Consider the following 24,473-nt stretch of genomic DNA (forward strand, 5'->3'; position numbering starts at 1 on the left):
CAGCGGTTATACCGGTTCCAGCAGATTAGGATCAGGGTAAACACACTTCATTTTTACCCCGGCAACCTGTTCAATTTCAGGCAGCAGGAAAGAATCGTCTTCAGTTGCAAAACTGATAGATGTACCGGTAGATCCCGCACGTCCGGTACGACCAATGCGGTGAACGTAGTCATCGGCATCTTCAGGCAGCGCATAGTTAATCACATGGCTGACACCATCGACATGGATACCCCGCCCGGCAACATCGGTGGCCACCAGAATATTGATTTTGCCGCTGCGGAAATCTTCCAGGGTTTTAACCCGCTTCTGTTGGGTAATCTCTCCGGACATCAGTGAGGCTTTCAAACCATCTTTTTGCAGTCGCTCTGCCAGCCGTCGGGTTTCATCACGGCGGTTGCCAAACACTATCACCCGCTCAAGCTGATTGAGCTGCATGAAATTACGCAGCAGCGTGTACTTGTCTTTGCGGGATACCAGATAGACCAACTGTTCAACCGAGTCGGTACTTTTCTGTTCCGGCGCGATCTCTATCACTTTTGCATCGACGGTCCACTGGCTGGCAAGCGCCATAACGTCATCGGTAAACGTCGCACTGTAAAGCAGAGTCTGACGATCCCCTTTACGTGGCGTATGCCGGATAATCGTGCGCACATCGGGAATAAATCCCATACTCAGCATCCGGTCTGCTTCATCCAGCACCAGCACCTCAACATCGCCCAGATCGACATCGGAGGAGCGCACAAAATCGATCAAACGCCCGGGGGTAGCCACCAGAATGTCAACCGGACGAGCCGCCAGCTGCTTACGCTGCTTATCGTAGTCCATCCCCCCCACCAGCGCGACAACGCCAATATTGGCATATTTACCCAGCTCTTCTGCATCCGATGCGATCTGCAATGCCAGTTCCCGGGTTGGCGCAATGATCAACGCACGGGGCACCCCTCTGGCGGGTTTATACTCCAGGGGGAAATCAAGCAGATCGGTGATGATGCTGATCAGAAAAGCGGCGGTTTTTCCGGTGCCGGTCTGCGCCTTACCGATCATATCCCGCCCTTCGAGTGACTCAGTCAGAGTCGCCGCCTGAATATCAGAGCAATATTTGAAGTTAAGATCGGCAATAGCGTGCATCACATCATCGGGCAGATCAAAATCATGAAAGCGTTTTTTACCTTCAACAGGCTCTACGGCAAAATCCTCCCGACGCCACGGTTTAACCGGCTTAGGCTTGGGTTTCGCTTGAGATGTAGCCTTTTCAGACCTTACATCACTATCCGCAGGGTTGGGAGAGCGTCGTTTAGCCCCTTTGGTGCCACGGCGAGTATCTGACTTGGGGCTAGCTTCCGCTGGGTTGTTGGTGGTCGGCGCCGCAACAGCTACCTGACTGGCCTGAGCCGCTGAATCGTCTGAACGTTTGAATAGTTTCTTTAACAAAGTTATACCTTATCCGCTGATGCGAACAGTTAGCTAATATTTCTTCTGAATGGTGGCAGAGAGTCCAGCAGTTGCCGGCCATATCGCCGGGTTACAACACGCCGGTCCAGCAGCACGATTCTTCCCCTGTCCTGCTCGGTTCGCAGCAGCCGTCCAGCGGCCTGGGTTAATCGCACCGATGCCATCGGCACCGACCATTCCATAAAAGAGTTGCCACCCTGCTGTTCAATCCACTCAGCCATGGTGGCATCCACCGGATCATCCGGCACACTGAAGGGAATTTTGGTAATTATCACTTCGGTGAGATAGTCACCGGGAAGGTCTACCCCTTCAGTAAACGAAGCAAGGCCAAAGATAATACTTCCCCGCCCCTCGTCAATTTCGCTCTTATGACGTTTCAGAATCTCGTTTTTACTGAAATCGCCCTGCGACAGCACCCTATTGTTGAGCTTTTCGTCGAGACTGGCAAGCACTGATCGCATCTGCCGCCATGAACTGAACAACACCAGGGTACCGGTATCGGTTTTTAACTCTGCATTGAGGTAATCAGCTACCGCCTGTGTGTGCAGTTCCGGATCATTCGCCTCAACTTTCATCGGCGGAACATAGAGCTCGGCCGAATGATAGTGGTCGAATGGGCTGGGAAGACTGAAACAGGGGGTATCAGCAGGCAATCCCAGATCGGCGAGTAAGCGGTCAAAACGCCCCAGCGCAGTCAGTGTTGCCGAGGTAACTACGGCAGCATAACAGTGTTGCCAAAGGTTCATGCGCAACATCTCAGCCGCAGAAACCGGGGCACTGCTGCACTCAAAGTCATACCCCTGAGCCGTTTCAGCAAGGCTGATCCAGCGGGCTGTCGGGGTGGTATTCTCAGCATCTGGATGCCCCATCGCACGGCCCAGACCGGTGATGTTCTGCAGCCGGGCTACCATCATACCCACACGGGGATACCAGATTTCTGCCGCCTGACGATCAATCCCTCCCTCACCATCAAGTGACTCCTTCAGAAGATCCAGAATCATCTCCATCTTCGCAGCCATCCGTGCACCGAGATGCTCTACCTGCAGACCAAACTGCTTAACCTCATCCGGAACTACCCCGCCGGTGTAACGGAACCGTTCTTTCGGGCGCTTAAAAGAATCATCCAGCAAAATCGGCCGAATCAGCTCAGCCCAGTTATTCAATACCACCTGTAGATCTTCGCCGGGTTTTCGCTGCTGCTGCACATAATCACTCATCAGCTGCGGCGTGCCCGTCTGCTCCAGCATCTTATCCAGCTGTTTGATGGTCCCGGAAAGCCAGCGTTCGGTCGATTTCAACCGAAGATTAAACGAGAAATGCCCACTGGCTTTATCAGACAGGTGGTGGCCTTCATCGAAAATATAAATGGTCTCAGCAGGGTCTGGCAGGATCGCCCCGCCCCCCAGGGCAAGATCAGCGAGAACAATATCATGGTTCGCAATAACACATTCAACCTGATCAAGGTCTTTACGCGCTTTGAAAAAGCTGCAGGCAGAAAAATTACTACAGCGCCGGTTAGTACACTGCAGATGATCACTGGTCAGCGGACTCCAGTCCTGATCACTGATATCCTGAGTCAGATTATCCCGGTCACCATCCCAGCGCCCGGAGGCAAACTCATTCAGCAGGCTCTTATAGAACTCAACGGTATCACTGTCCAGCCGTAGCGACAGCTCATCTTCATAAAGTGCTTGCTGACCTGTTGCACCATGGGCATCCAGATGCTGTTCAGCTTTGCTAATACAGAAATAACGGCCACGTCCTTTGGCAAGGCCAAAAGTGATGGGCAAGCCAGCATGTTCAGCCACCTCGGGAAGGTCTTTATTCAACAGCTGTTCCTGCAACGCCACGGTCGCCGTTGAAAGCACCACTTTTTTGCCTTTCGCCTTAGCAATCGGCAGCACGGCAAGCAGATAGCCGATGGTTTTACCGGTACCGGTGCCCGCTTCAATCACGCTGACATGATTTTCACCGAGTCGGTGCGACTTTTCGTCCTGGAGAATTGCGCCGAGTACCTTAGCAACCTCTGCAATCATCTGTTTCTGACCCATGCGAGGCTTCAGCTGTCGGCTTTCTAAAAAACGCCGGTATGCTCCCTGTATCTCTTTTTTTATCTCTTCTGAAAGCACCTGACCGCCCTAATACACTGTAACCACGCACATTCTAGCAATAATACTGGATAAATAGACAGAAAAATGTTTACAAACAAATAATACTGTATATAGTTACAGCTACTGGATAAAAAAACAGAGTTCATCATGAAACTGACACAACGCCAAACAGATGTACTTGAGTGCATAAAAAAATGCATCACCACCACCGGTTATCCGCCAACCCGAGCGGACATCGCTAAGGAGCTGGGTTTTAAATCAGCCAATGCTGCGGAAGAACACCTCAAAGCACTGGCCCGTAAAGGTGCCATTGAGATGATTCCCGGTACATCACGTGGCATCCGTATCCCCGGATTCGACGATGAGCAAGGCCTGCCAATAGTGGGACAGGTGGCAGCTGGTGAGCCGATTCTGGCTCAGGAAAATGTAGAAGACCGCATTACCATCGCGTCTGATTTTTTCCACCCACCGGCCGACTATCTGCTGCGGGTGCGCGGTACCAGTATGAAAAACATCGGCATTATGGATGGCGATTTACTGGCTGTTCACCAGTGCCAGAGTGCCAAGAACGGAGAGATCGTCGTCGCAAGACTCGACAACGATGTCACCGTAAAACGCTTTAAACGTGAAGGTAACCTTGTATACCTGATCGCAGAAAATGAAGAGTTCGAGCCTATTGTGGTCGACCTGCAAACGCAGGAACTCTCAATTGAAGGCCTCGGTGTCGGGGTTATCAGAAGAGGACAGTAATCATGTTGCACGCAGTCAGCAATTTCAACAGCTCAGAACCCGTTCTGCCAGGACTTATTCGTCCGACAGTAACAGCACAACCACATCAATCAGGACTTGCCGGCAAAGTGACCGAAATAGTTTTGCAGGGCAGTGATTTTGGGGAAATGACCATGCTACTGCCGCTACTTGCACAACTGAGTAAAGATGATCGCTGGTTTGCCTGGATCGCGCCGCCAACCTCGCTGCCAAAAAGCTTACTCGTGGCAGCAGGGATCGATCTGAAAAAAGTTATGCTACTGCAGCCCGATCAGACTCACTCAACCTATCAACTGGCTTGCCAGGCACTCAAAGCAGGCACCTGCCATGCGGTTATTAGCTGGCCTGGCGTGTTAAGCAATGAAGAGCTCGCCGGGTTAGAGGATGCCGCCGCTAACGGCAAAAGCCACGGTATTGTTATCCGTGACCGCCGACTCTGCTAAGAGCTAAGAGAGCCCTTCAGAACAACACAGTTGAAGAAAATATCCGCACAGTGCCGTTTTCTTTCATCTGAGCAAATTAAACAAAAAAACAGCGCTTCGGCGCTGTTTTTTGTTTCGTTCCAGCTGATGTTAAAACCGTCGCTGAGCAACGAATGCCACACATCCGTTTGCCAGATAAGCGTTAGTGAATCACTCGCGACTGGTAGTCTGAATCATCACCAAACTCATTGTCCAGGTTATCCGTAGCAGCAGCGGCTTTGACATTCAGATCTGAGATCATATGTATCCCTGCGGTAAGCATCACCTTAGCCACATCAATACACTCCTCTTCAAGCTGTTCCCTGACACTCTCAGAGAAGCTGATCCGCATGATAGGCTCATCTTCAGAATCAGCTCTTCTCAGTGCGATCTGTCCGTCGTCCAGCTCAATAATTTCTAAAAACATATCTGACATATTCTTCTCAATCCAGGTAATACCGGGGTCTGAAAAACACTGTGAAACAACTCGATAAAAAGTTCTGTCAAACCCTTATACCAAGTCTACCCAGACACACACCCGCATGTGCAGGCTGAAAACGTTACTTGCAGAGTTTACCATTCCTGCATCCCCGCACGAAGACGCTCTATCAGCAGTTTAAACTGATTAAACCAACTTTGATATTCTTTGAGAATATCGGCATCTTCAGCATGATCGGGATTAATCTGCATAACATGTATCTCTGATACACTCTGGGTCTGCGCCGCAGACGCCCTATGATCTTCAGCTCGCCAACAGGCCTTGTAGGCAGCCAGCAGCTGATGCAACCAGCTGCCAGAATCATGATGCAACTGCTGCAACTCAATGACTTCAGGTGCTTCCAGGCCCTGCGCTTCCATCTGCTCAACAAGCTGGCTCAGTTTGCTGATCCGGTTAGCATCAAACCGGTACTGCTCAGCAATCTCTCTCAACAAAGAACTGTATGCAGAGACCATATGGAATAATACAGACTCGTTATAGGACTCGATCAGAGCGTGCTTACTCCAGCCAGTCGACTCCTGAGCCACTTTAAGCGCATCCAGATGGATGCGGGTAAAGTTCAGTTTCTGGTTGGTACGGGTCAGGTATACTCCGCTCATACTAGGCCTCCACTCACTTTGTAGTCGCTGCTTTCTTCGCTTTGGCAGCTTCCACTACCCATTTACTACCAGTATAAAACGCCCGCCATCCGGTTGCTTTACCATCAACTTCGGTCATCACGTATTGCTCTTTTGTTTTACGACTGTAACGAACAATAGCGGGATTACCCTCATCATCCTCCACTGGAGCACTGAAGAGGAAGCTGTACTTAGGATCGATCTCATCCTGATGTGCTAACAGTTCGATAACCTTAGGCGCCCTGGTTTCACGCTTACGCGGGAACTGACTTGCGGCCAGGAACAAACCGGAAGCCCCATCCCGCAGAATGAAGGTGTCATCAACATTATCGCACTGCAGCTCAGGCATCGGCACCGGATCCATTTTCGGTGGCGCAGCCTCGCCACTTCGCAATAATTTACGCGTGTTTTTGCAGCTTTCATTGGTACAACCAAAAAACTTACCAAAACGGCCGGTCTTCAGCTGCATCTCAGAACCACACTTGTCACACTCAAGCACGGGACCATCATATCCCTTGATCTTAAAGGAGCCTTTTTCAACTTCGAAGCCGGAACAATCAGGGTTGTTACCACAGATATGCAGCTTGCGTTGCTCATCAATCAGATAACTGTCCATAGCGGTATCACAGATTTTACAGCGATGCTTGCTGCGCAGAATCCGGGACTCTTCCTCTTCATCGCCATCGACACTCACCACTTCATCGCCGTGCACCAGATTCATGGTGGTTTTACAGCGCTCTTTAGGCGGTAATGCATAGCCGGAGCACCCCAGGAAAACCCCGGTGGTACCGGTCCGAATCATCATCATCCGGCCACAACTTGGACAGGCAATATCTGTTTCAGTCGGCGCATTCAGCCGCATACCGGTGTCCGGGTCCTGCGCTTCCAGTAGCCGGCTGCTAAACCCTTTGTAAAACTGATTTAGCAGAGCTTTCCACTCTGTCGTTCCGGTGGCGATGTCATCCAGAGACTCCTCCATCCGCGCGGTAAAACTAAAATCCATCAGGTCGGAAAAATTCTCCACCAGCCTTTCTGTGACGATATCGCCCATTTTCTGGGCATAGAAGCGACGGTTCTGAACCTCAACATAGCCCCGATCCTGAATAGTAGAGATGATCGATGCATAGGTTGATGGCCGGCCGATACCGCGCTTTTCAAGCTCTTTTACCAGGCTCGCTTCGGTATAACGGGGAGCAGGCTTGGTAAAGTGCTGTTTTGGATCCAGGTGCTGCAGCTGCAACAGATCGCCCTGCTGTACATCAGGCAGAATAATATCTTCATTTTTACCCTGATGATTCATCACCCGGGTATAGCCATCAAAACGGAGAATCCGGCCTTTGGTACGCAGCTCAAACTCACCGGCAGTGACGGTAATCCGGGTGCTGGTGTACAGCGCCGGAGTCATCTGACAGGCAAGAAACTGACGCCGGATCAGCTCGTACAACCTCTCAGCGTCGCGCTCCATTGCATTCAGTGCAGTCGCCTCTATGGTGACGTCGGATGGACGAATCGCCTCGTGAGCCTCCTGTGCCCCCTCTTTGCTGCTGTAGGAGTTTGGCTGTTCCGGCAGATACTTACTGCCAAAATTAGCACTGATGAACTCCCGGCACGCAGTCACCGCCTCCCCACTCAGGTTGGTTGAGTCGGTACGCATGTAAGTGATGTAACCCGCTTCATAGAGTCGCTGCGCCATCATCATGGTTTTCTTTACCCCGAACCCCAGACGTGTACTGGCAGCCTGCTGCAAGGTTGAGGTGATAAAGGGGGCAGACGGTCGGCTACTGGTTGGCCGGTCCTGACGATTTGTGACTCTGAACGCCTGTTGCTTCAGCTGCTCAAGGTGGGCCTCAGTCTCTTTTCCGGTAACCGGACGAAAGGTCTGATCCCGGTATTTATCAACCTGAAGACGTAACGACTCCTTTTTATCAGACTCAACATCCGCATGCAGCTCCCAGAACTCTTCAGGAATAAAACTGCGAATCTCTTTCTCCCGCTCTACCAATAAGCGCACAGCAACCGACTGCACCCGCCCGGCAGATAATCCGCGGGCCACTTTAGCCCACAGCAGAGGTGAGACCATATACCCGACAACACGGTCGAGAAACCGCCGCGCCTGCTGGGCATTAACCCGGTTCAGATCCAGCTCTCCAGGCTGTTTAAATGCCTCCTGAATCGCTTTCTTGGTAATCTCATTAAATACCACCCGCTTATAACGGGAGTCTTCCCCGCCGATCGCTTCCCGCAGGTGCCAGGCAATCGCCTCCCCTTCGCGGTCCAAATCGGTAGCGAGATAGATAGTGTCAGCATCTTTTGCCAAGCGTCTTAATTCATCGACGACTTTCTCTTTGCCTGGCAAAATTTCATAGCGGGCATCCCAGTCATGCTCAGGATCAACACCCATCCGGGCAATCAGCTGTTTTTTACTCTTTTCAGCCTGGTGGCGGGCCTTCTCTTCCGGTGACATTTTTCGCGTCAGAGCCGCCTGCCGTGCACGCTCTTTAGGGTCGGAGCCGGTCCCATTACCTGAACCACTGGTGGGCAGATCACGAATGTGGCCCACACTCGACTTAACCACAAACTGGTTACCCAGATACTTGTTTATGGTCTTCGCTTTTGCAGGTGACTCAACAATAACTAGGGACTTTCCCATATAAATACAATCCTTAAAGGACAAGGTGACAATACAAAACAGCGTGCATATATAAGGGCTGTAACCAGCAGGGTCAAGCTTCTGCCAAAAAAAACACGCTAATTGATCAAGAGTATTGGCTAATAAAGGGATGTTTCTGGTAGCTTAAATACAGTATGCTGCCGCCAATATCAGCCTGTTACTTAATTACAACTACCTGAGAATATGTTGCAAGACAACCTGATTTTTCTTTTTTCTTTAATTGCCATCGGTCTCATTGCACTACTGGTCAACAATTTTTTTTCTACCAGAGAGCAGCAGCAGGAGTACCGTTCCAAGCGATTAAGAGAGCTGAACCAGAAGTCTGGAGAAGCACTGGAAACCCTTGCCGTCCTGAAGGAGGCAAACTGTCGTTCTGAAATTTCCGACGCGCTAAGTGGCTATATCGTCAGCATGATCGAAGAGATTTCGACACTTGCACCGGACTCCGACCTGCTGCAGGATATCAGCGCACAGAAAGAGAGCGCCGACAGGGTCATCGCGGTACCTGGTGGATTTAATAATGACCGGGCTCTGAAAAAAGCTCAAATTCACATCCAGTACGCAGAAAAACTCTGTATTGAAATGGCTCAGCTTGGCAAACTCAGTGTATCCCGGGCCAAGCAGTTTCAACATGATCTTTACTGGCTGCACGTGTGCGTCTTTGTCGATGCGCACATAAATCAGGGCAATTACTATCTCGACCGGGATGACAAGCTGATTGCGATGTCCCACTACAAACATGCTAAAGCGATGATTGCCAGGGCCAACGTGCCACAAAAGCAGAAACAGGACTATATCGACAAAATCAGAGAGCTACTCAACAAGGCACGCCCCAGCAGCGCCATGGCGACGGGAAACCTGGCAGCATCACTGGATCAGCTGACTCAGAAAGAAGGCAAAGAGGAGCACAACTAGAGGTTGTCGCTGGCGCGAAGAAATTCAAATCGCGGCACCATCGCCCCATCAGCAGTCGCCACCTGTTCTGTGAACATCAGCAGAGGACGAACCCAGATCGCCCGATCACCATAACAAGGGCGATAAACCACCAGCCACTCTTCCGTTTCTGAGTGCCGGGCCAGGTGAAGCACCTCATATTCAGCGCCTTTATAGTGCCGGTAGAAACCGCTTTTGAGTGTCATAACCTGCCTCTAGAACTGTTCATCAATAAAGGGCTTAAGCAGTGTTTTGAACTGCTCCAGTATCATCTCATCACCCTTTTCATTCCAATACAGAGAGATATGGACGGGCGTCGACTCAACAGATGAAACACCCTCTGGCAGCTGCGCAATCAAATCATTCAGCATGCCCAGTTGCGCCGCATTAAGACTACGCTCGCCGATACCCCAGCACCACCCCTCTGGCAATCCCTCATCAGCAACCGCTGTCTGGCGAAAAACCTGCCACTCATTAAAATTTTCCCGATGCTTTTTTTCCAGGTTATAACGCGGTAACCGATACGCAGTCGCCGTCAACACCTCAGGCTTAACCTGTCCGGCGGCTCGGGGCGGTGTTAGCCGGACTATCTGCACCTGAAATCCCTGGCGGGAAGCCTGCTGCCTTAGCTTTGCTAAAAACCGTTGTCGGGGACTGGGCATCACCCACATCATCGAGCCCAACAAAGACATCATAATAAGAACAATAATAGCCCACTTCATATACTATCCTCGACTACCCAAATTGACTCCGGTCAGATTCAAAACCGGCGGGTGTATGCTACTCTCATAACTAGGAATCAAAAGGAGATATTCCCATGTCCCTATACAAACACATTTTAGTGGCCACCGATCTATCAGAGGAATCTGATCAACTAATCGGCAAAGTAAAACAACTGGCTGAATGCACCAACGCAGAGTTGTCACTGATTCACGTTATAGAGCCCCTGAGTTTTGCTTATGGTGGTGATGTTCCCATGGATCTGACAACCATTCAGGCACAATTGGATGAACACGCGCAGAACAAAATGACCCGTTACTGCAAACAACTGGATTATCAGGTAAAACAGTGCCATGTCGTCTCCGGCCATACTGAGACAGAGATCCATCGGGTCGCAGAGGAACAGGGCTGCGACCTGATCATGGTTGGCAGCCATGGCCGTCACGGCCTGGCACTGCTACTGGGATCAACAGCAAACGGCATTCTCCACGGCGCTAAATGCGACGTTCTGGCGATCAGAGTCAAAGCCGAGGCATAAAGGCTCACCTCTGCCTCAGATACAGCACACGGGCATTCTTCTGAATGCCCGTTAGCCTTAGATCATCGCCTCTAATTCCACCCAGCGCTCCATCAGCGCTTCAAGCTCGGTCTCCTTAGTCTGCAGCGCAGCCAGCCTGGCAGAAACATGATCGCGATCCCCGGCATAAAAATCAGCCGCACCGGTTTCAGCATGTAACTGCTCAATCTCAGCTTCCAGTTGCTCTAACTGCCCCGGCAAGAGATCCAGCTCCCGTTGCAGCTTATAACTGAGCTTTTTCTTCGGGGGTTCCGCCTTTGCTGTTTCAAGCGGAGCCGCCGCAGGTTTAGCAGCTGTTTTGGGGGTGCTCATCGCTGCAATCTGGGGCCGCTGGCGCAGCCAGTCCTGGTAGCCACCAACATACTCCTGAATCCGGCCCTCCCCTTCAAAAACCAGAGTAGAGGTCACCACATTATCCAGAAACGCCCGGTCATGACTGACCAGTAACAGGGTTCCCTTATACTCCAACAGGATCTCTTCCAGCAGCTCCAACGTCTCGATATCAAGGTCGTTGGTTGGCTCATCCAGCACCAGCAGATTTGACGGCTGACTAAACAGCTTAGCCAGCATAACACGGTTACATTCGCCACCAGATAACGCTTTAACCGGTGTACGAGCCCGCTCAGGAGAGAACAGGAAGTCACTCAGATAGCTGATAATATGACGTGATTTACCATTGATAACGATGCTTTCCCGACCTTCAGAGATATTATCAATAATCGTTTTCTCTGGGTTCAGGCTACCCCGCAACTGATCAAAATACGCGATATTAAGACTAGTACCGAGTTTAACCTCACCCTGATCAGGTTTCAGCTGCCCTAACAGCACTTTTAACAGCGTACTTTTACCGACGCCATTAGGACCAATCAAACCGATACGATCGCCCCGTTGTACCGACAGTGTCAGCTCACTGATCACCGCCTTTGCGTTATAGCCATGACTCACATTTTCCAGTTCGATCACGATCTTGCCAGAGCGATCAGCCTGTTCAACCTGAAACTTTGCCTTACCCTGCAGCTCCCGACGTTGCGAACGTTCAACCCGCAAATCTTTCAGTGCCCTCACCCGACCCTCATTACGGGTTCTGCGGGCCTTAATCCCCTGACGAATCCACTTCTCTTCTTCAGCCAGACGCTTGTCAAACAGGGCATTATGGCGCTCCTCCTCTTCCAACAACTTCTCTTTCTGCGTCAGATACGCAGAGTAGTTACCCGGAAAAGAGGTCAGATGACCACGATCAAGCTCGACGATGCGGGTGGCCAGCCGCTCAACCAGCGAGCGGTCGTGAGAGATAAACAGTACGCCACCGCGAAACTCCATAATCTGCTTTTCTAACCACTCAATGGTTTCGATGTCCAGATGGTTGGTCGGCTCGTCCAGCAACAGGATATCCGGGGACTGAACCAGCGCTGCCCCCAAAGCCGCCCGTCGCCTCCAGCCACCAGACAGAGCAGACATCAGCTGCTCACCATCCAGCTCCAGACGCTCAAGTACCTGCTGGATTTTCTGTTCTAAATGCCAGCCATCAACCAGCTCTATCCGGTGCTGCAACCGTTCCAGCTCAGCCATATCGGTATCACTATGACTCATGGCAAGCGCTTCATAGCGGTTCAGCAGATCAACAGTTTCAGCACAACCGGAGGCTACCACATCCCTGACTTTGCGATCGTCAGCAGCAGGTAACATCTGCGAAAGCTCAGCGACCCGCGCGCCACCATCTTGCCAAATATCACCATCATCAGTTGCCTGATGGCGTGCCAGTACTTTCAACAGGGTAGACTTACCCGCGCCATTAATCCCCACCAAAGCGACCCTTTCACCTTTATCCAGCTGAAAGTCGACGTGATCGAGCAGTTGTTTATCGCCAAATGCGACGGAGACCTTATCAAGTCTGATCAGAGCCATGCTTAAATCCACTAAAAACGTTGGCCGCATATTCTACAGAAAAACCATCGGGCGGTGTTACGCAAAGAAAATATATTTACAGTTCCCTTTAAAGATCATAAAGATATATCGATAACCCGGCATATTTACCCAAATCGGTAGAAATTTCGCTCGAATTTTCGGCACCATTGCCGCTATGATTGGATAACAGTGACTACTGAAATAGGGATATATGCTTTATAAACTGAGTTCGACCCAACTCCCCCGGATTCTTTGCAGTTTTTTTCTCTGTACAGGTTTCATGGGCACACTCAACACTGCGATGGCAGACTCAGCGATAGTGACAACCGCTGTTGCAGATCGCACGGCTGCGCCACGTCTGCACTATGAGCAGGCCCTTAAAGCGCTGAAGGATGATGACCTCGAACAGTTTTATCAGTTTAAATCCGGGTTAACCTCCTACCCTTTATATCCCTATCTGGAACAACAAGAGTTAGAACACAACTTCGACAGCGTTACTCAGCATCACATAGATCTGTACGCCGAACAGTACCAAACCCTGCCTACAGTGTATCCACTACAGCAAAAATGGCTCGATTATCTGGCATCCAACCAGCGCTGGAAGCACTACATTACAGCCTATGAGGCTGCTGGCGTTAACAGTGAACAATATGAGTGTCACTATCGAAACGCCCTGTTGCAAACCGGACAGTCCCGCCTTGCCGTCAAGGGGATAGACCGCTTATGGAGTGTGGGTCACTCTATTTCGAATGCCTGTGATCCTGTTTTTGACCACTGGATAGGCAAATATCATGCTCCCTCCAGTAAGCTTGCTTACCAGCGCTTCTGGAAAGCAGTGGATAACAACAATCTCAAGCTGGCACACTATCTGACACGTTACATAAAAGATAAGCAGCAGAAGCGTGCGACTGAACGCTTCTTCGAGGTGAGCAAAAATCCCTCTCTGGCTCAGAATTCTAAGTATCTGCCAGGTGATAACATCGCCAGTCAATCGACCTACCTTTATGGCATCGACCGTCTTTCGCGAAAAAGCCCCCAGGCGGCGGCTCAGACATGGCTTAAGATCCGTTCGAAGCTAACATTTAACCCGGACGATGCGCAAAAGCTTAACCGAACACTTGCCCGCCGTGTCGCCAACTTGCCGGATAAGCAAACCGACACACTGCTAAAACAGCTGAACACCCCTGTTGATGAAGAGATTCAGGAGCGCCGCATCATGCTTGCGCTGACCAGTCTCAACTGGAAAAAGGTTCACCAGCTCATCAATCAACTGCCCGCTGAAACTCAGCAGGATGAACGCTGGATCTATTGGAAAGCTTTATCGGCAAGCCATATAGAGGGACTGAAACCCGCCTATTCCGATGCTTTTGTCAATCTCAGCACACAGCGAAGCTATTATGGTCTGCTGGCCGCACGCACCCTGCAAACGGGCTTTCGCCTGAATCCAGAACAAAATAAGGTAGCTGAACAGGACGTGATACTGCTTGCCAATAGTCCGGCTATGATCCGGATGCATGAACTTTATCAGCTGGATGAGCGCTATCTGGCGCGGCGCGAATGGAACCAGTTAACCCGGGATTTTGATGCTGAGCAGCTTCGTATTGCCGCCACCGTGCTGCATCGCTGGGGCTGGCACAATATGGCTATTATCGGCGTTGCCAAGGCAAAATACTGGGATGATATAGCGTTACGCTTCCCCATGCCCTACTCAGAAATCTTCTCTGAACTGGCAGGCAAATACAACATAGACACCAACTGGGCCCGGGCGATTGCACGCCAGGAAAGCGCCTATCAACCCCGGGCACGCTCTCATGTCGGTGCCCGGGGACTGATGCAACTGATGCCAAAGACTGCTCAGTTAACGGCAAAACATAACGCTATCCCTTACAAGGACACCAGTGACCTCTACCTCCCGAAAACCAATATCAATCTGGGTGTAGCGTATCTGGCTGAGATGCAGGAGCAGTTCAACAACAACCAGATCTACGCAACAGCCGCCTACAACGCTGGCCCACACCGGGTGAAGCAGTGGCTGAAGCAACGGGGAGAACTGCCAGTCGATATCTGGATAGAAACCATTCCCTTTAACGAAACCCGTCGCTATGTCATGAACGTAATGGCCTACCATGCAGTTTATCGCACGCTGGCAGGACAGCCTTCACATATTCTGGAAGGAGAAACAGCGTTTCGCCTGGCCCTGCAAAACTCTACCGGGGCAACTCAGGCAGAACAGTTGCGGGATTATATCCGCCTTAATCACAAAACAACCCAGTAATGACAGAAGCGGTTATCAATAGCCAGCGTTACTCGCTGACAGATATCGGTATTAACCTGACTGACAGCGCGTTTGATTCAGATCGCCAGGCGGTTATACAGAACGCTGCCGCTGCAGGGGTTACGCGGATGCTGGTCACCGGAACCAACGCCGCAGAAAGCCAACAGGCGATCAGCCTTTGCCAGCAATACCCCCATCAGCTGTTTTGCACCGTCGGAGTTCACCCCCACTACAGCAAAGAGTTTACCCCTGCCATGCGCAATACACTGGCCGCTTTACTTAAATGCCCAGAGGTTTGTGCTGTCGGGGAAACAGGGCTGGATTTTAACCGCAACTTTTCTACCCCCGAACAACAGATATGGGCATTTGAGCAACAGCTTGAGCTGGCATCTGACTCGCAGCTACCACTGTTTCTGCATGAACGGGATGCGCATACACAGCAGATTGAGATGCTGCGCTCTGTCAAAGGGGAGTTTAACGGTGGCGTCGCGCATTGTTTTACCGGCACCCGCGAAGAGCTGTACAACTATCTTGATCTCGACCTCTATATCGGTATCACCGGCTGGATCTGTGATGAACGCAGAGGCACAGAGCTTTTTAAGCTGCTAAAAGAGATTCCGGCTAACCGTCTGTTGCTGGAAACAGATGCCCCCTACCTGCTACCCCGCACCCTGAGGCCTAAGCCGAAAAGTCGTCGCAACCTTCCGCGCTATCTTCCACACATACTTGAACAGGCGGCACTGGCGCGCAACGATGATCCACAGGTGCTAGCCCGGCAGACCGAAGAAAACTGCCAACGGCTGTTCCGTTTTAACCAGCGACAGGGTTAAAGCTCTGCGACAAAACGGCCGACGGTCTCAGGGTCGAATGGCCAGCGTAATTCTGCCCCACTGACCTCATCCACCAGCACCGGAATCAGCAGTGCATACCGCTCCATTAATTGATCATCATAAGCGATATCAACCTCATCTAACTGATGCTGATGTGGATCGAGACTACCAATAAGCACCTCAACAGCCATGTCACACAGATGACAGCCGACACTGCTCATAAGCAGAAGCTGACGCATTAAGCCTCCTTATCGCAATAGCGAATTACACATTCTCAATCTGAAAAAACGATTATACCCTATTTACCCCCGTACTTAGCGAAACTCCGGATTACGCCGGTGCCCGCCCTCACCGCAACCGAGAAACCCGGGAGGTGCGTCTGAATTCGCAACAAGATAACCGGCCTCTGAGTTCAGGCGATTTTGAGCAGTGACAAAATACTGCAACATAACGATGTTACCGTTGCGGCCAACACTAACCTGAAACCCGCTAAACCTGACTAAAGTAGTGCAAAACTAGTGCAATTGAGACTTGCTGCGCCGCATCAAGTTGTCTATGCTCAGGGTCTCTGCTGGAGCATTAGTCATTTTATTCCGGGTTCAGAACCAGTCCCATGGCGATCCAAGCAGTTATAAAAACTATAGCCGTTTATCCATTTGCGGTAGCCCACCACAGAACTTGGCACCGCTTACCCAGGTAGGCTTCAGAAAGAAGGCAGTTTTATGGAAAACAACAGCAACATGCTCTCTAACCCGCAAGAATTTATCAATTATCTGAATCAGGAAAGCAAAAAAGTTCTGGAGATGTATTCTCAGGGTAACAGTGACGATCTGTTCAAAAAATTCACCCAGTCCTGGACCGAACTTGCTGCACGCTCTTTTGAAGACCCATCCGTTTGGGTACGTGCTATTACTGACTATCAACAGGCACAAATTAACCTGTGGCAGAACATCCTGACAGGCAAGGCGGTCGAAAAACCGATCGCTGAACCACAAAAAGGCGACCGCCGCTTTGCGGCTGAAGAGTGGAGCCAGAACCCGGTTTTTTCCTATATTAAACAGTCCTACCTGCTGACTTCTAACCTGCTGAACGACATGGCTGCAAACGCAAAACTTAGCGACAGCGAGCAGAAAAAACTGGAATTTTATACTCAGCAGTATACTGACGCGATGTCACCAACCAACTTTGCGCTGACAAACCCGGAAGTTTTACAACAGGCACTGGAAACCAAGGGACAAAGTCTGGTTGATGGGCTGCAGAATCTACTGGGGGATGTGGAGAAAGGCCGCATCACCATGACAGATGAGAGTGCTTTCACCCTCGGTGAAAACATAGCGACATCGAAAGGGTCAGTGGTTTTCGAAAATGAAATGCTGCAACTTATTCAGTATGAGCCTTCGACCGAGCAGGTATACAGCCGGCCAATGCTGATCGTGCCTCCCTGCATCAACAAGTTTTACATCATGGATCTGCAGGAACATAACTCATACGTTAAGTACTGTGTAGATCAGGGCCAAACCGTATTTCTGGTTTCCTGGGTTAACCCTACCGTTGAGCAGCGCGAACTGGCCTGGGATGACTATGTTGAAAACGGCACTCTGAAAGCAATTGACGCGGTAAAGAAAATCACCAGTCAGGACAAGATCAACTGCGTTTCATGGTGTATCGGCGGCACGATTCTGGCCTCTACTCTGGCGGTTATGGCTAAACGCAAGGATGAATCTGTTGCCTCAGCAACCTTCCTCACCACACTGACAGACTTCACTGACCCAGGTGATCTGAGCGTCTTCATCGATGAGCAGCAAGTCAAACAGCTGACCCAGAAAGTCGATGACGAAGGCCTGCTGAATGGTCGTAATCTGGCAACAGCATTCAACATGCTGCGCTCAAACGACCTGGTATGGTCATATGTCGTCAACAACTACCTTAAAGGTCAGAACCCGGCCCCATTTGATATCCTTTACTGGAACTCAGACTCAACCAACCTGCCAGCGAAGATGTATAACTTCTACATTAATGAGATGTACATCAACAATAAACTGGCACAACCGGGTGGTCTGACGATCTGCGGCGAATCAATCGATCTGCGCGATATCACGATTCCGGTTTACTTCCTCTCGACAATCGAAGACCACATTGCGCCATGGAAAGGTACTTTCAAAGGTACTGAGATGATGCAGGGCAAGATCGAATTCGTACTGGGAGCCAGCGGTCACGTTGCCGGAGTTATTAACCCCGCGTCTAAGAACCGTCGTAACTACTGGACCGGTGGTGAACTGGGCCAGGGTCCGGATCACTGGCTGGAAACCGCTGAACGCCAGGAGGGCAGCTGGTGGCCAAACTGGTCTAAATGGCTGAAACCGAAGGCCGGTAAAAAAGTCGATGCTCCCAAAGAGCTGGGCAATGCTGAATTCAAGGTTATTGAACCGGCTCCCGGGCGTTATGTTGCAAGTCGCGTTGACTAATTTCCATAACCACCGATAATAAGCCGGGGCCTGTGTCCCGGCTTTTTTATTTCCTGCTGCCTGGCCACCACCGGATACCGGATAGCCCTGAAGCCATCATTTTAAATTGACCTCTTTAGAAGCACTCCTTTGAGCCATACCACTGTGATAAACCGAACGTTACCCTCCGTTCGTGAAAGCCGCCATATTCTTGCCCTGGCGATTCCAATCCTGATTGCTGAGCTGTCACAAGCCGCGATGGGGTTTGTTGATACGCTGATGGCGGCCCGTTATAGCGCAGAGGACCTTGCCGCAGTTGCTTTAGGCTCAGGCATCTGGCTGCCCGTGGTAATCTCCCTGGGCGGTCTTCTGATGGCACTCACACCGATGGTAGCCAACCATGCTGGCAGTAATCAGTTACGCAGAACCCGGCTGATCTTTCATCAGGGCGTCCTGATCGCCCTCATTGCCGGTGTGGCCGCCTGGTTGATACTGCGAAGCATGGCTCCAATTCTCGACCTGATGCAGGTCAGCGGCAGCCTGAAACAGAAAACCCTCAGCTATCTCGACGCCCTCTCCTGGGGGGTGCCAGGCATGATACTTTACCAGACAGCCCGTAGCTATTCAGAGGGGCTGGGGAAAACCCAGCCATTGATGAAGATTGGTCTGTTTGCCCTGTTCTGCAATATCCCCCTTAACTACCTACTGATTTATGGCAAACTTGGGTTTCCTGAACTGGGTGGTGTCGGCTGCGGCTGGGCGACCACCATAGTGATGTGGATTATGGCATTAACTGCTGGCGGCTATCTGCATTACTCGCGCCACTTTCGCAGATTGAAACTCATCACTCCACCGCGGCCCAGAGCAAAATACTTTTTCAGCATTCTGAGAATCGGTGTGCCTATTGGCATCACTCTGCTGATCGAAGTCAGTATGTTTACCGTGATCGCCCTGCTGATTGCCCGCCTGGGTGAAAATGTCATTGCTGCCCACCAGATAACCCTGAGTTTTACCGGCATGGTGTTTATGATCCCCCTGAGCATCGCCATGGCGCTCACCATTCGCATCGGTCAGTGCGTTGGCCGCAAAGACCCTGCTGCCGCAAGAACTACTGCAATTAGCGGATATGCTATCGTCTGCTGCAGTTCGGTTATCTCCTGCTCACTGATCGCCCTGCTGTCCATGCAGATCGCCTCACTCTACAGTAGCGATGGCGAAATAATAAAACTGGCAAGTAGCCTGCTGCTGATTGCCGCTATTTTTCAGATACCGGATGCCCTTCAGGTGGCCAGTGCAGGCATCTTAAGGGGGCACAAAGACACCACATTGCCGCTGCTGATTGTATTCACCGCCTACTGGCTGATCGGCTTACCCCTGGGATATATTCTCGGCCTCACTGACCTTATCGTTCCCGCCTGCGGCGCAAAAGGCTTCTGGCTGGGGATGATAGCGGGTCTGAGTGTCGGTGCTACACTGTTGTTACTGCGTTACCGACAGATTAAACGACAATGCGATATCCCCACCAACTCCTGAGTTTTCTGCTGGCGCTGATGCTGCTGCAAGGCTGCGATCAGCGCCCGGCAGAGTCGATGCTGGAGCGCTACAGTAACCGCGTTGCTAACAGTCTGGATAGTGATGCAGAGCTGGAACTTGATATACCGCTAGCATTGCCCCCCTATCCTCTGCGGAGAGAACGGATTCAGCCAGTCACCGATCTGCGACAGGGGTTGATTGAGGTGCTTAACCTGCGTCACTGCCAGCTCCTTAATCTGATCGCCGAGCGCAACAGCTCCTTGGGAAAGGTGATGCAGCCCTCCCGGCAGATGGTGTATGAGATCAGATTGCTCTTCCGGCTGGGCCAGTGTCAGCAAACACTGGCTCAAACAAACGCGGATCCTGAACTACTCCAGCAGGTCGATGAAATTTTTCGTATAAAAAAGGCTAACTTTGAAGCAGCATTGTGGAACGGTATCTTTACCAGCGAGGCGATAGAGCGAAATTTCTCTCGCTCTGAACCGCCACTACCGCTGACCGATGATGACGGTTTCAGCCAGAGCCGCCAGGCGATGCTGATTTTCAACCGTATTGCCGCCCTGAACAACAAGATCAATCCCCATCAGACAACCTGGACAGAACCGGACTATCTTGACCAGCTGGAACCCCATTACCAGGCACTTTCCACCCTGCGATTCGGTAGTCGCTGGCTGCGATCTCTGTATCTGATCACCTACACCCTCAATCACACCGCCGGGGTGATTGAACAGAGACTCGGGCAACGCCCACTCTGTTTCAATAAACAAGCAACACCCAAAGCATTGATAGTGAAAAATGTGTTCAACAAATACTATGCAGGCGAACTGCAGCCCTATATGGCCAGAGTCGACCGGGAAGGCCGGGAGTGGCTGGCACTCAACCGTCGACTGCTGCTTAACTTTAGCGATATTCCCGATGCTATGCTCGGTTATCAGGCGCAGATTATCGCCACCGACGCCCCTCTCTGGCAAAACTACACCCAAGCAAGAGACCGCCATACAAAGGCCTGGCAGCGCCTGCTCAGTCAGTGCAACCTGATGCCCGGCAGTTAGCTTCCTGGCAAACACCATTTTGAGTAAATAACACAGGTGTTGTCATCGCAGCTGTGAAACAATAAAGTTACTCTTTATTTTTTAAACGGTTAACCGTGTCCAGAGATATCCAGTACAGACCCAGAAACGCTTCTGCAGGCCGGTTGTCATCCAGCCTGGGATTGCTTATAGGTCTGATTTTGTTATCACTCACCTATACACTCATCGCCGCTCCTGAGTTCAGCGTGCTGATGTCTGACGCCCAGATTAAAAAACTGGGGCAGAAGTATGGTGAGATGGCCGAACGGCGGCTGCAAAGCTGGCAGAACCTGATCAAAGAGATCAGCGACCTCGACGAAGATGAAAAACTTCACCGGGTGAACCGTTTTTTCAATCAGATGGAGTTTGTCGATGATATCATCCACTGGCACCAAAAAGATTATTGGGCCAGCCCGGTTGAATTTCTGATCACCAACGGAGGCGATTGTGAAGACTTCTCTATCGCCAAATACTATACCCTGCGGCAGGTCGGTATCCCGATAGAAAAACTCAGTATCGCCTATGTTAAGGCACTGCGGCTCAATCAGGCACATATGGTGTTAACCTACTATGCCACCCCCCAGTCAACACCGCTGATACTGGATAATCTGATAGCCGAAATAAAACCCGCAAACCGGCGCCCGGACCTGCAACACGTCTACAGTTTTAACGGCGATAACCTCTGGCTATCGAAAAAAGGTCGCCGCAGTACACTCGTAGGTACGTCGGATCAGCTGAAGCCCTGGGTACAACTTCAATCACGAATGGAGAAGCAGGATTTCTAATCCTGATAAATAAGCAGATGAGGAAGCAAACATGTCTATCGTTAATCAGTTAATGGCCGCCGTTTTAGCCGTGCTGATCGGATTGGCGTCTGGCACGGTATATCTGATGTCAGATAGCTCCAAAGAGATGCTCATCCATCAACTTGAGTCCCACGGACAGGATACCGCGACCCACCTCGGACTCTATCTGGCCCCCTATATGGCCGAACGGGATACCGCTGCGATTGAAACCACGGTAAATGCAATTTTTGACAGCGGTTTCTATCAACAGATCCGCGTAGTTGATGCAGAAAACCAACCGCTGTTTATCAAAAATACCGATGCTCAGATCAGCGACAATGTCCCTAAATGGTTTATCCACCTGGTGGAAATCACCCCACCGGAGATGACCCGGGAGATCACCAGCCAGTGGCAGAAAGTCGGTTCTATTTTCGTTCAGAGCCGCGCAGGCTACGCATACGAACAGTTATGGCGGGGAACCGAGAACACCTTTGTCTGGTTTGTTGTCCTTGCCCTTTTCAGCATGTTTTTTATCAGCTTGCTGATGCGTTACATACTTAACCCGCTGAAGGGGGTCGAAGAACAGGCGATGGCCCTGTCGCAACAAAAGTATATCGAACAGAGCCGCATACCCGGCACCCGCGAGTTAAAGCAGGTGGTGTTGGCAATGAATATGATGGTTCGCCGGGTACGCACCATGTTCGACGAACAGGCGAAGAACATCGAAGAGATACGCCGCACTGCCTATCAGGATGATCTCACCGGGGTGGCCAACCAGCGCGCAACCTTTACTCAACTGAACGAACGCATCGATTATCGCAAGGATTTTGGTCAGGGCAACCTGATTCACCTGCAAATAGTCGATCTGCAGCAGCTTAATACTCAGCTTGGTATGGAGAAGACCAATAACTTTATTCGTGCCTGCGCCGATCAGCTCAAAACACTGTCGCGAATGACGGATGAACCGGTGATCGGGCGTATCAGTATTTCAGAGTTTGTTCTGCTCAGTGACATTACCGACCCGGATCAGCTCCAGAGAGAGCTGAGCAAGCTGGCTGACAACCTTAAGGACACCTATAGCCGGTTGAGCGACACACCTGAAAACAAGGTTTTCTTCCTTGGCGCATCTGCCTATTCAGAGCAAAGCAACTCCAAAGAACTACTGGCCAACGCTCGCAAAGCAACTGATAAAGCACGCCAAGAAAACGCAACCATCTACTGCCAGAGCAACGACACGAGTGAAGCTCAAAATAACTGGCACCAGCATGTGAGCGCAACCATCAGCCGGGGCGATATTTTCTTACAGTCTCAGCCGGTAAAACAGCTATCAGATAACCAGGAGATCATCCATCAGGAGCTCTACGCGCGTATTCTCAATCAGGACAACCAACCCTGCATGGCCGGTGAATTTATCAGCGTGGTGAAACAGTTAAATCTGATGTCAGCCCTGGACAGGTCGGTGCTACAATCGGCCATAAAGCTACTGCAAAATAATCCGGATATGCGCCTCGGGGTAAATCTGAGTAATGACTCTGTCCGGGATATCACCTTCTGTGAATGGCTTATCAGCGCGGCAGAAAAGGTTTCTGGCGTCGATCGGCTCTGTATAGAGATCAATGAGACCTCAGTGCTGAATAACCTTAGCCAGGTTGCACTTTTCCGTGACCAACTAAAACAGGCGGGGGTTCAGTTCGGCGTCGATAACTTCGGCATCAACCCGGCAGGCTTCAGCTATCTGTACACCGTACATCCTGATTACATCAAGATAGATGGCTCATTAATCCGGGAGCTGGACAGCAGTGCCGAAGACCGCTTCTTTGTCAGAAGTCTGGTGACTGTCGCTCACAGCCTGGATATCAAAGCCTATGCGGAGCATGTGGAGCATGATACCCAGCTAGAGGCTCTGCGGCAGCTCGAAGTTGACGGCTCCCAGGGATGGATTCACGGCAAGCCTGAACAGCTCTGAGCCTGGCGACAGCAAAATGCTGAGTGATAAAAAAACCGCCTGCTGGCGGTTTTTTTATACTAAACGTGATTAACCACGCTTAGTCAGCAACATCTCCAGCTTGCTGTTAAGGCGCTCTTCCTTCTCCTTAACTTTTTGCTGTACCTTTGCTTCCTGCTGTTTCTGCTGTCGCAGCTTATTGATCTCTTTCAACTGCTGCTTGGCATGCTCAGCTTCAGACTCAGTAACAGTACCCGCCGGCTGACCATCCAGACCGATCCGCTCAGCCCCCTCTTTCAGACTGCGAAAATAGTAGGGTGAGCGCACATAGGAAGCCAGCGCCCGTTTGATCTTATTCTTCGCCAATTTTTCATCAGCAACCAGATCCTCCTGTATCCCGATTTTCAACGGCCGCATATTTTCGCGATTGAAAACCTCCGGATAAGCATCGCACAGCAACTGTAACGCTGCCTGGTTAGCTGCCCGATTTTTTGAGCGGGTACGGGATTTTGATTTATCCGTAGTATCTGTTGCTGTCACAGTAAGTTTCTCTCAACCATTTATCTATCGGCCCACCGGGCCTGTTTAAAAACACTCATACCTGACGCGGAATAGGCAGACTACTCACCTTTACGAATCAGGTAAAAAAAACGATCATCTTCTACTTTCTGGTCAATCAGTTCATGGCCCAGAAAGGTACAGAATTTTGGTACATCACGCTGAGTGGATGGGTCTGTTGCGGTTAAATGCAACACCTCACCAATCGCCATTTCCCGTACTTTGTTGTGCAACAGCATAACCGGTTCCGGACAGAACAGACCTGTCGCATCCATTTCCTGATCCGCTTTAACTTCAACCATCTACTCCACCTCGACTA

General features: G+C 50.8%; 22 protein-coding genes. 11 read left to right on the top strand and 11 right to left on the bottom strand.

Annotation, left to right across the window (positions count from 1 at the left end):
- Positions 1–6: 6 nt before the first annotated feature.
- Together rhlB and dinG are read right to left on the bottom strand one after the other, a co-directional pair.
- Positions 7–1,431 (bottom strand): ATP-dependent RNA helicase RhlB, encoded by a 1,425-nt coding sequence (gene rhlB, locus ACQY8X_RS04695; protein ID WP_428033988.1) that lies wholly within the window; start codon positions 1,429–1,431, stop codon positions 7–9.
- A gap of 29 nt (positions 1,432–1,460) precedes the next feature.
- The gene (gene dinG, locus ACQY8X_RS04700) at positions 1,461–3,581 is read right to left on the bottom strand and encodes an ATP-dependent DNA helicase DinG (protein ID WP_428033989.1); all 2,121 of its coding nucleotides are present in this window, start codon (positions 3,579–3,581) and stop codon (positions 1,461–1,463) included.
- A gap of 129 nt (positions 3,582–3,710) precedes the next feature.
- On the opposite strand from dinG, the gene lexA reads away from it, so the two are divergent.
- Complete coding sequence (gene lexA / locus ACQY8X_RS04705; protein ID WP_428033990.1) at positions 3,711–4,313, top strand: transcriptional repressor LexA; 603 nt, start codon at positions 3,711–3,713, stop codon at positions 4,311–4,313.
- A 107-nt stretch (positions 4,314–4,420) separates the two neighbouring features.
- Entirely contained in the window at positions 4,421–4,774 is a 354-nt protein-coding gene (locus ACQY8X_RS04710; protein WP_428033991.1) for a cell division inhibitor SulA, read from the top strand.
- 181 nt (positions 4,775–4,955) lie between these two features.
- Here the strand turns inward: ACQY8X_RS04710 and ACQY8X_RS04715 are convergent, their stop codons facing one another.
- From ACQY8X_RS04715 to topA, 3 genes are all read right to left on the bottom strand, one after another.
- Positions 4,956–5,228, bottom strand: coding sequence for a hypothetical protein (locus ACQY8X_RS04715; protein ID WP_428033992.1), 273 nt, complete (start codon positions 5,226–5,228; stop codon positions 4,956–4,958).
- A 137-nt stretch (positions 5,229–5,365) separates the two neighbouring features.
- Positions 5,366–5,890: a DUF6586 family protein gene (locus ACQY8X_RS04720; RefSeq protein ID WP_428033993.1), complete on the bottom strand. Its 525-nt coding sequence runs from the start codon at positions 5,888–5,890 to the stop codon at positions 5,366–5,368.
- A 13-nt stretch (positions 5,891–5,903) separates the two neighbouring features.
- Entirely contained in the window at positions 5,904–8,558 is a 2,655-nt protein-coding gene (gene topA, locus ACQY8X_RS04725) for a type I DNA topoisomerase (RefSeq protein ID WP_428033994.1), read from the bottom strand.
- Between the two features lie 204 nt (positions 8,559–8,762).
- Between topA and ACQY8X_RS04730 the strand changes: the two genes are divergently transcribed.
- Positions 8,763–9,494 (top strand): DNA topoisomerase I, encoded by a 732-nt coding sequence (locus tag ACQY8X_RS04730; RefSeq protein WP_428033995.1) that lies wholly within the window; start codon positions 8,763–8,765, stop codon positions 9,492–9,494.
- Here the strand turns inward: ACQY8X_RS04730 and ACQY8X_RS04735 are convergent.
- Complete coding sequence (locus ACQY8X_RS04735; RefSeq protein WP_428033996.1) at positions 9,491–9,718, bottom strand: DUF1653 domain-containing protein; 228 nt, start codon at positions 9,716–9,718, stop codon at positions 9,491–9,493. The genes ACQY8X_RS04730 and ACQY8X_RS04735 overlap by 4 nt on opposite strands.
- Positions 9,719–9,727: 9 nt before the next feature.
- Positions 9,728–10,234: a hypothetical protein gene (locus tag ACQY8X_RS04740; protein WP_428033997.1), complete on the bottom strand. Its 507-nt coding sequence runs from the start codon at positions 10,232–10,234 to the stop codon at positions 9,728–9,730.
- Positions 10,235–10,329: 95 nt separating this feature from the next.
- Between ACQY8X_RS04740 and ACQY8X_RS04745 the strand changes: the two genes are divergently transcribed.
- Entirely contained in the window at positions 10,330–10,770 is a 441-nt protein-coding gene (locus ACQY8X_RS04745; RefSeq protein ID WP_428033998.1) for a universal stress protein, read from the top strand.
- A 57-nt stretch (positions 10,771–10,827) separates the two neighbouring features.
- Here ACQY8X_RS04745 and ACQY8X_RS04750 read toward each other — a convergent pair whose 3' ends face one another.
- On the bottom strand, positions 10,828–12,714 hold the full coding sequence (locus ACQY8X_RS04750) for an ATP-binding cassette domain-containing protein (RefSeq protein WP_428033999.1): 1,887 nt from the start codon (positions 12,712–12,714) through the stop codon (positions 10,828–10,830).
- Positions 12,715–12,925: 211 nt separating this feature from the next.
- Between ACQY8X_RS04750 and ACQY8X_RS04755 the strand changes: the two genes are divergently transcribed.
- Positions 12,926–14,989 (top strand): transglycosylase SLT domain-containing protein, encoded by a 2,064-nt coding sequence (locus ACQY8X_RS04755; protein WP_428034000.1) that lies wholly within the window; start codon positions 12,926–12,928, stop codon positions 14,987–14,989.
- Positions 14,989–15,819 carry a TatD family hydrolase gene (locus tag ACQY8X_RS04760; protein WP_428034001.1) on the top strand — a complete coding sequence of 277 codons (831 nt, stop codon included), beginning with the start codon at positions 14,989–14,991 and terminating at the stop codon, positions 15,817–15,819. Before ACQY8X_RS04755 ends, ACQY8X_RS04760 begins: the two co-directional genes overlap by 1 nt.
- Here ACQY8X_RS04760 and ACQY8X_RS04765 read toward each other — a convergent pair.
- Positions 15,816–16,058, bottom strand: a complete 243-nt coding sequence (locus tag ACQY8X_RS04765) for a glutaredoxin family protein (RefSeq protein WP_428034002.1) — start codon at positions 16,056–16,058, stop codon at positions 15,816–15,818. The two genes, ACQY8X_RS04760 and ACQY8X_RS04765, sit on opposite strands and share 4 nt — an antisense overlap.
- Before the next feature lie 483 nt (positions 16,059–16,541).
- Between ACQY8X_RS04765 and ACQY8X_RS04770 the strand changes: the two genes are divergently transcribed.
- From ACQY8X_RS04770 to ACQY8X_RS04790, 5 genes are all read left to right on the top strand, one after another.
- Positions 16,542–18,284 (top strand): PHA/PHB synthase family protein, encoded by a 1,743-nt coding sequence (locus ACQY8X_RS04770; RefSeq protein ID WP_428034003.1) that lies wholly within the window; start codon positions 16,542–16,544, stop codon positions 18,282–18,284.
- 129 nt (positions 18,285–18,413) lie between these two features.
- Positions 18,414–19,796: an MATE family efflux transporter gene (locus tag ACQY8X_RS04775; protein ID WP_428034004.1), complete on the top strand. Its 1,383-nt coding sequence runs from the start codon at positions 18,414–18,416 to the stop codon at positions 19,794–19,796.
- Positions 19,772–20,848 carry a DUF3080 family protein gene (locus ACQY8X_RS04780; RefSeq protein WP_428034005.1) on the top strand — a complete coding sequence of 359 codons (1,077 nt, stop codon included), beginning with the start codon at positions 19,772–19,774 and terminating at the stop codon, positions 20,846–20,848. Before ACQY8X_RS04775 ends, ACQY8X_RS04780 begins: the two co-directional genes overlap by 25 nt.
- Positions 20,849–21,078: 230 nt before the next feature.
- Positions 21,079–21,651, top strand: coding sequence for a transglutaminase-like cysteine peptidase (locus tag ACQY8X_RS04785; protein WP_428034040.1), 573 nt, complete (start codon positions 21,079–21,081; stop codon positions 21,649–21,651).
- A 31-nt stretch (positions 21,652–21,682) separates the two neighbouring features.
- Entirely contained in the window at positions 21,683–23,617 is a 1,935-nt protein-coding gene (locus ACQY8X_RS04790; RefSeq protein ID WP_428034006.1) for a bifunctional diguanylate cyclase/phosphodiesterase, read from the top strand.
- 69 nt (positions 23,618–23,686) lie between these two features.
- On the opposite strand, the gene ACQY8X_RS04795 is transcribed toward ACQY8X_RS04790, so the two are convergent.
- Both ACQY8X_RS04795 and tusA read right to left on the bottom strand, forming a co-directional pair.
- Positions 23,687–24,136 (bottom strand): ProQ/FINO family protein, encoded by a 450-nt coding sequence (locus tag ACQY8X_RS04795; protein WP_428034007.1) that lies wholly within the window; start codon positions 24,134–24,136, stop codon positions 23,687–23,689.
- Positions 24,137–24,216: 80 nt separating this feature from the next.
- On the bottom strand, positions 24,217–24,456 hold the full coding sequence (gene tusA, locus ACQY8X_RS04800) for a sulfurtransferase TusA (RefSeq protein WP_428034008.1): 240 nt from the start codon (positions 24,454–24,456) through the stop codon (positions 24,217–24,219).
- Positions 24,457–24,473 lie beyond the last annotated feature (17 nt).

The sequence above is a fragment of the Amphritea sp. genome (genome assembly GCF_050300915.1).
In the GTDB taxonomy this organism is placed as follows: Bacteria; Pseudomonadota; Gammaproteobacteria; order Pseudomonadales; family Balneatricaceae; genus Amphritea.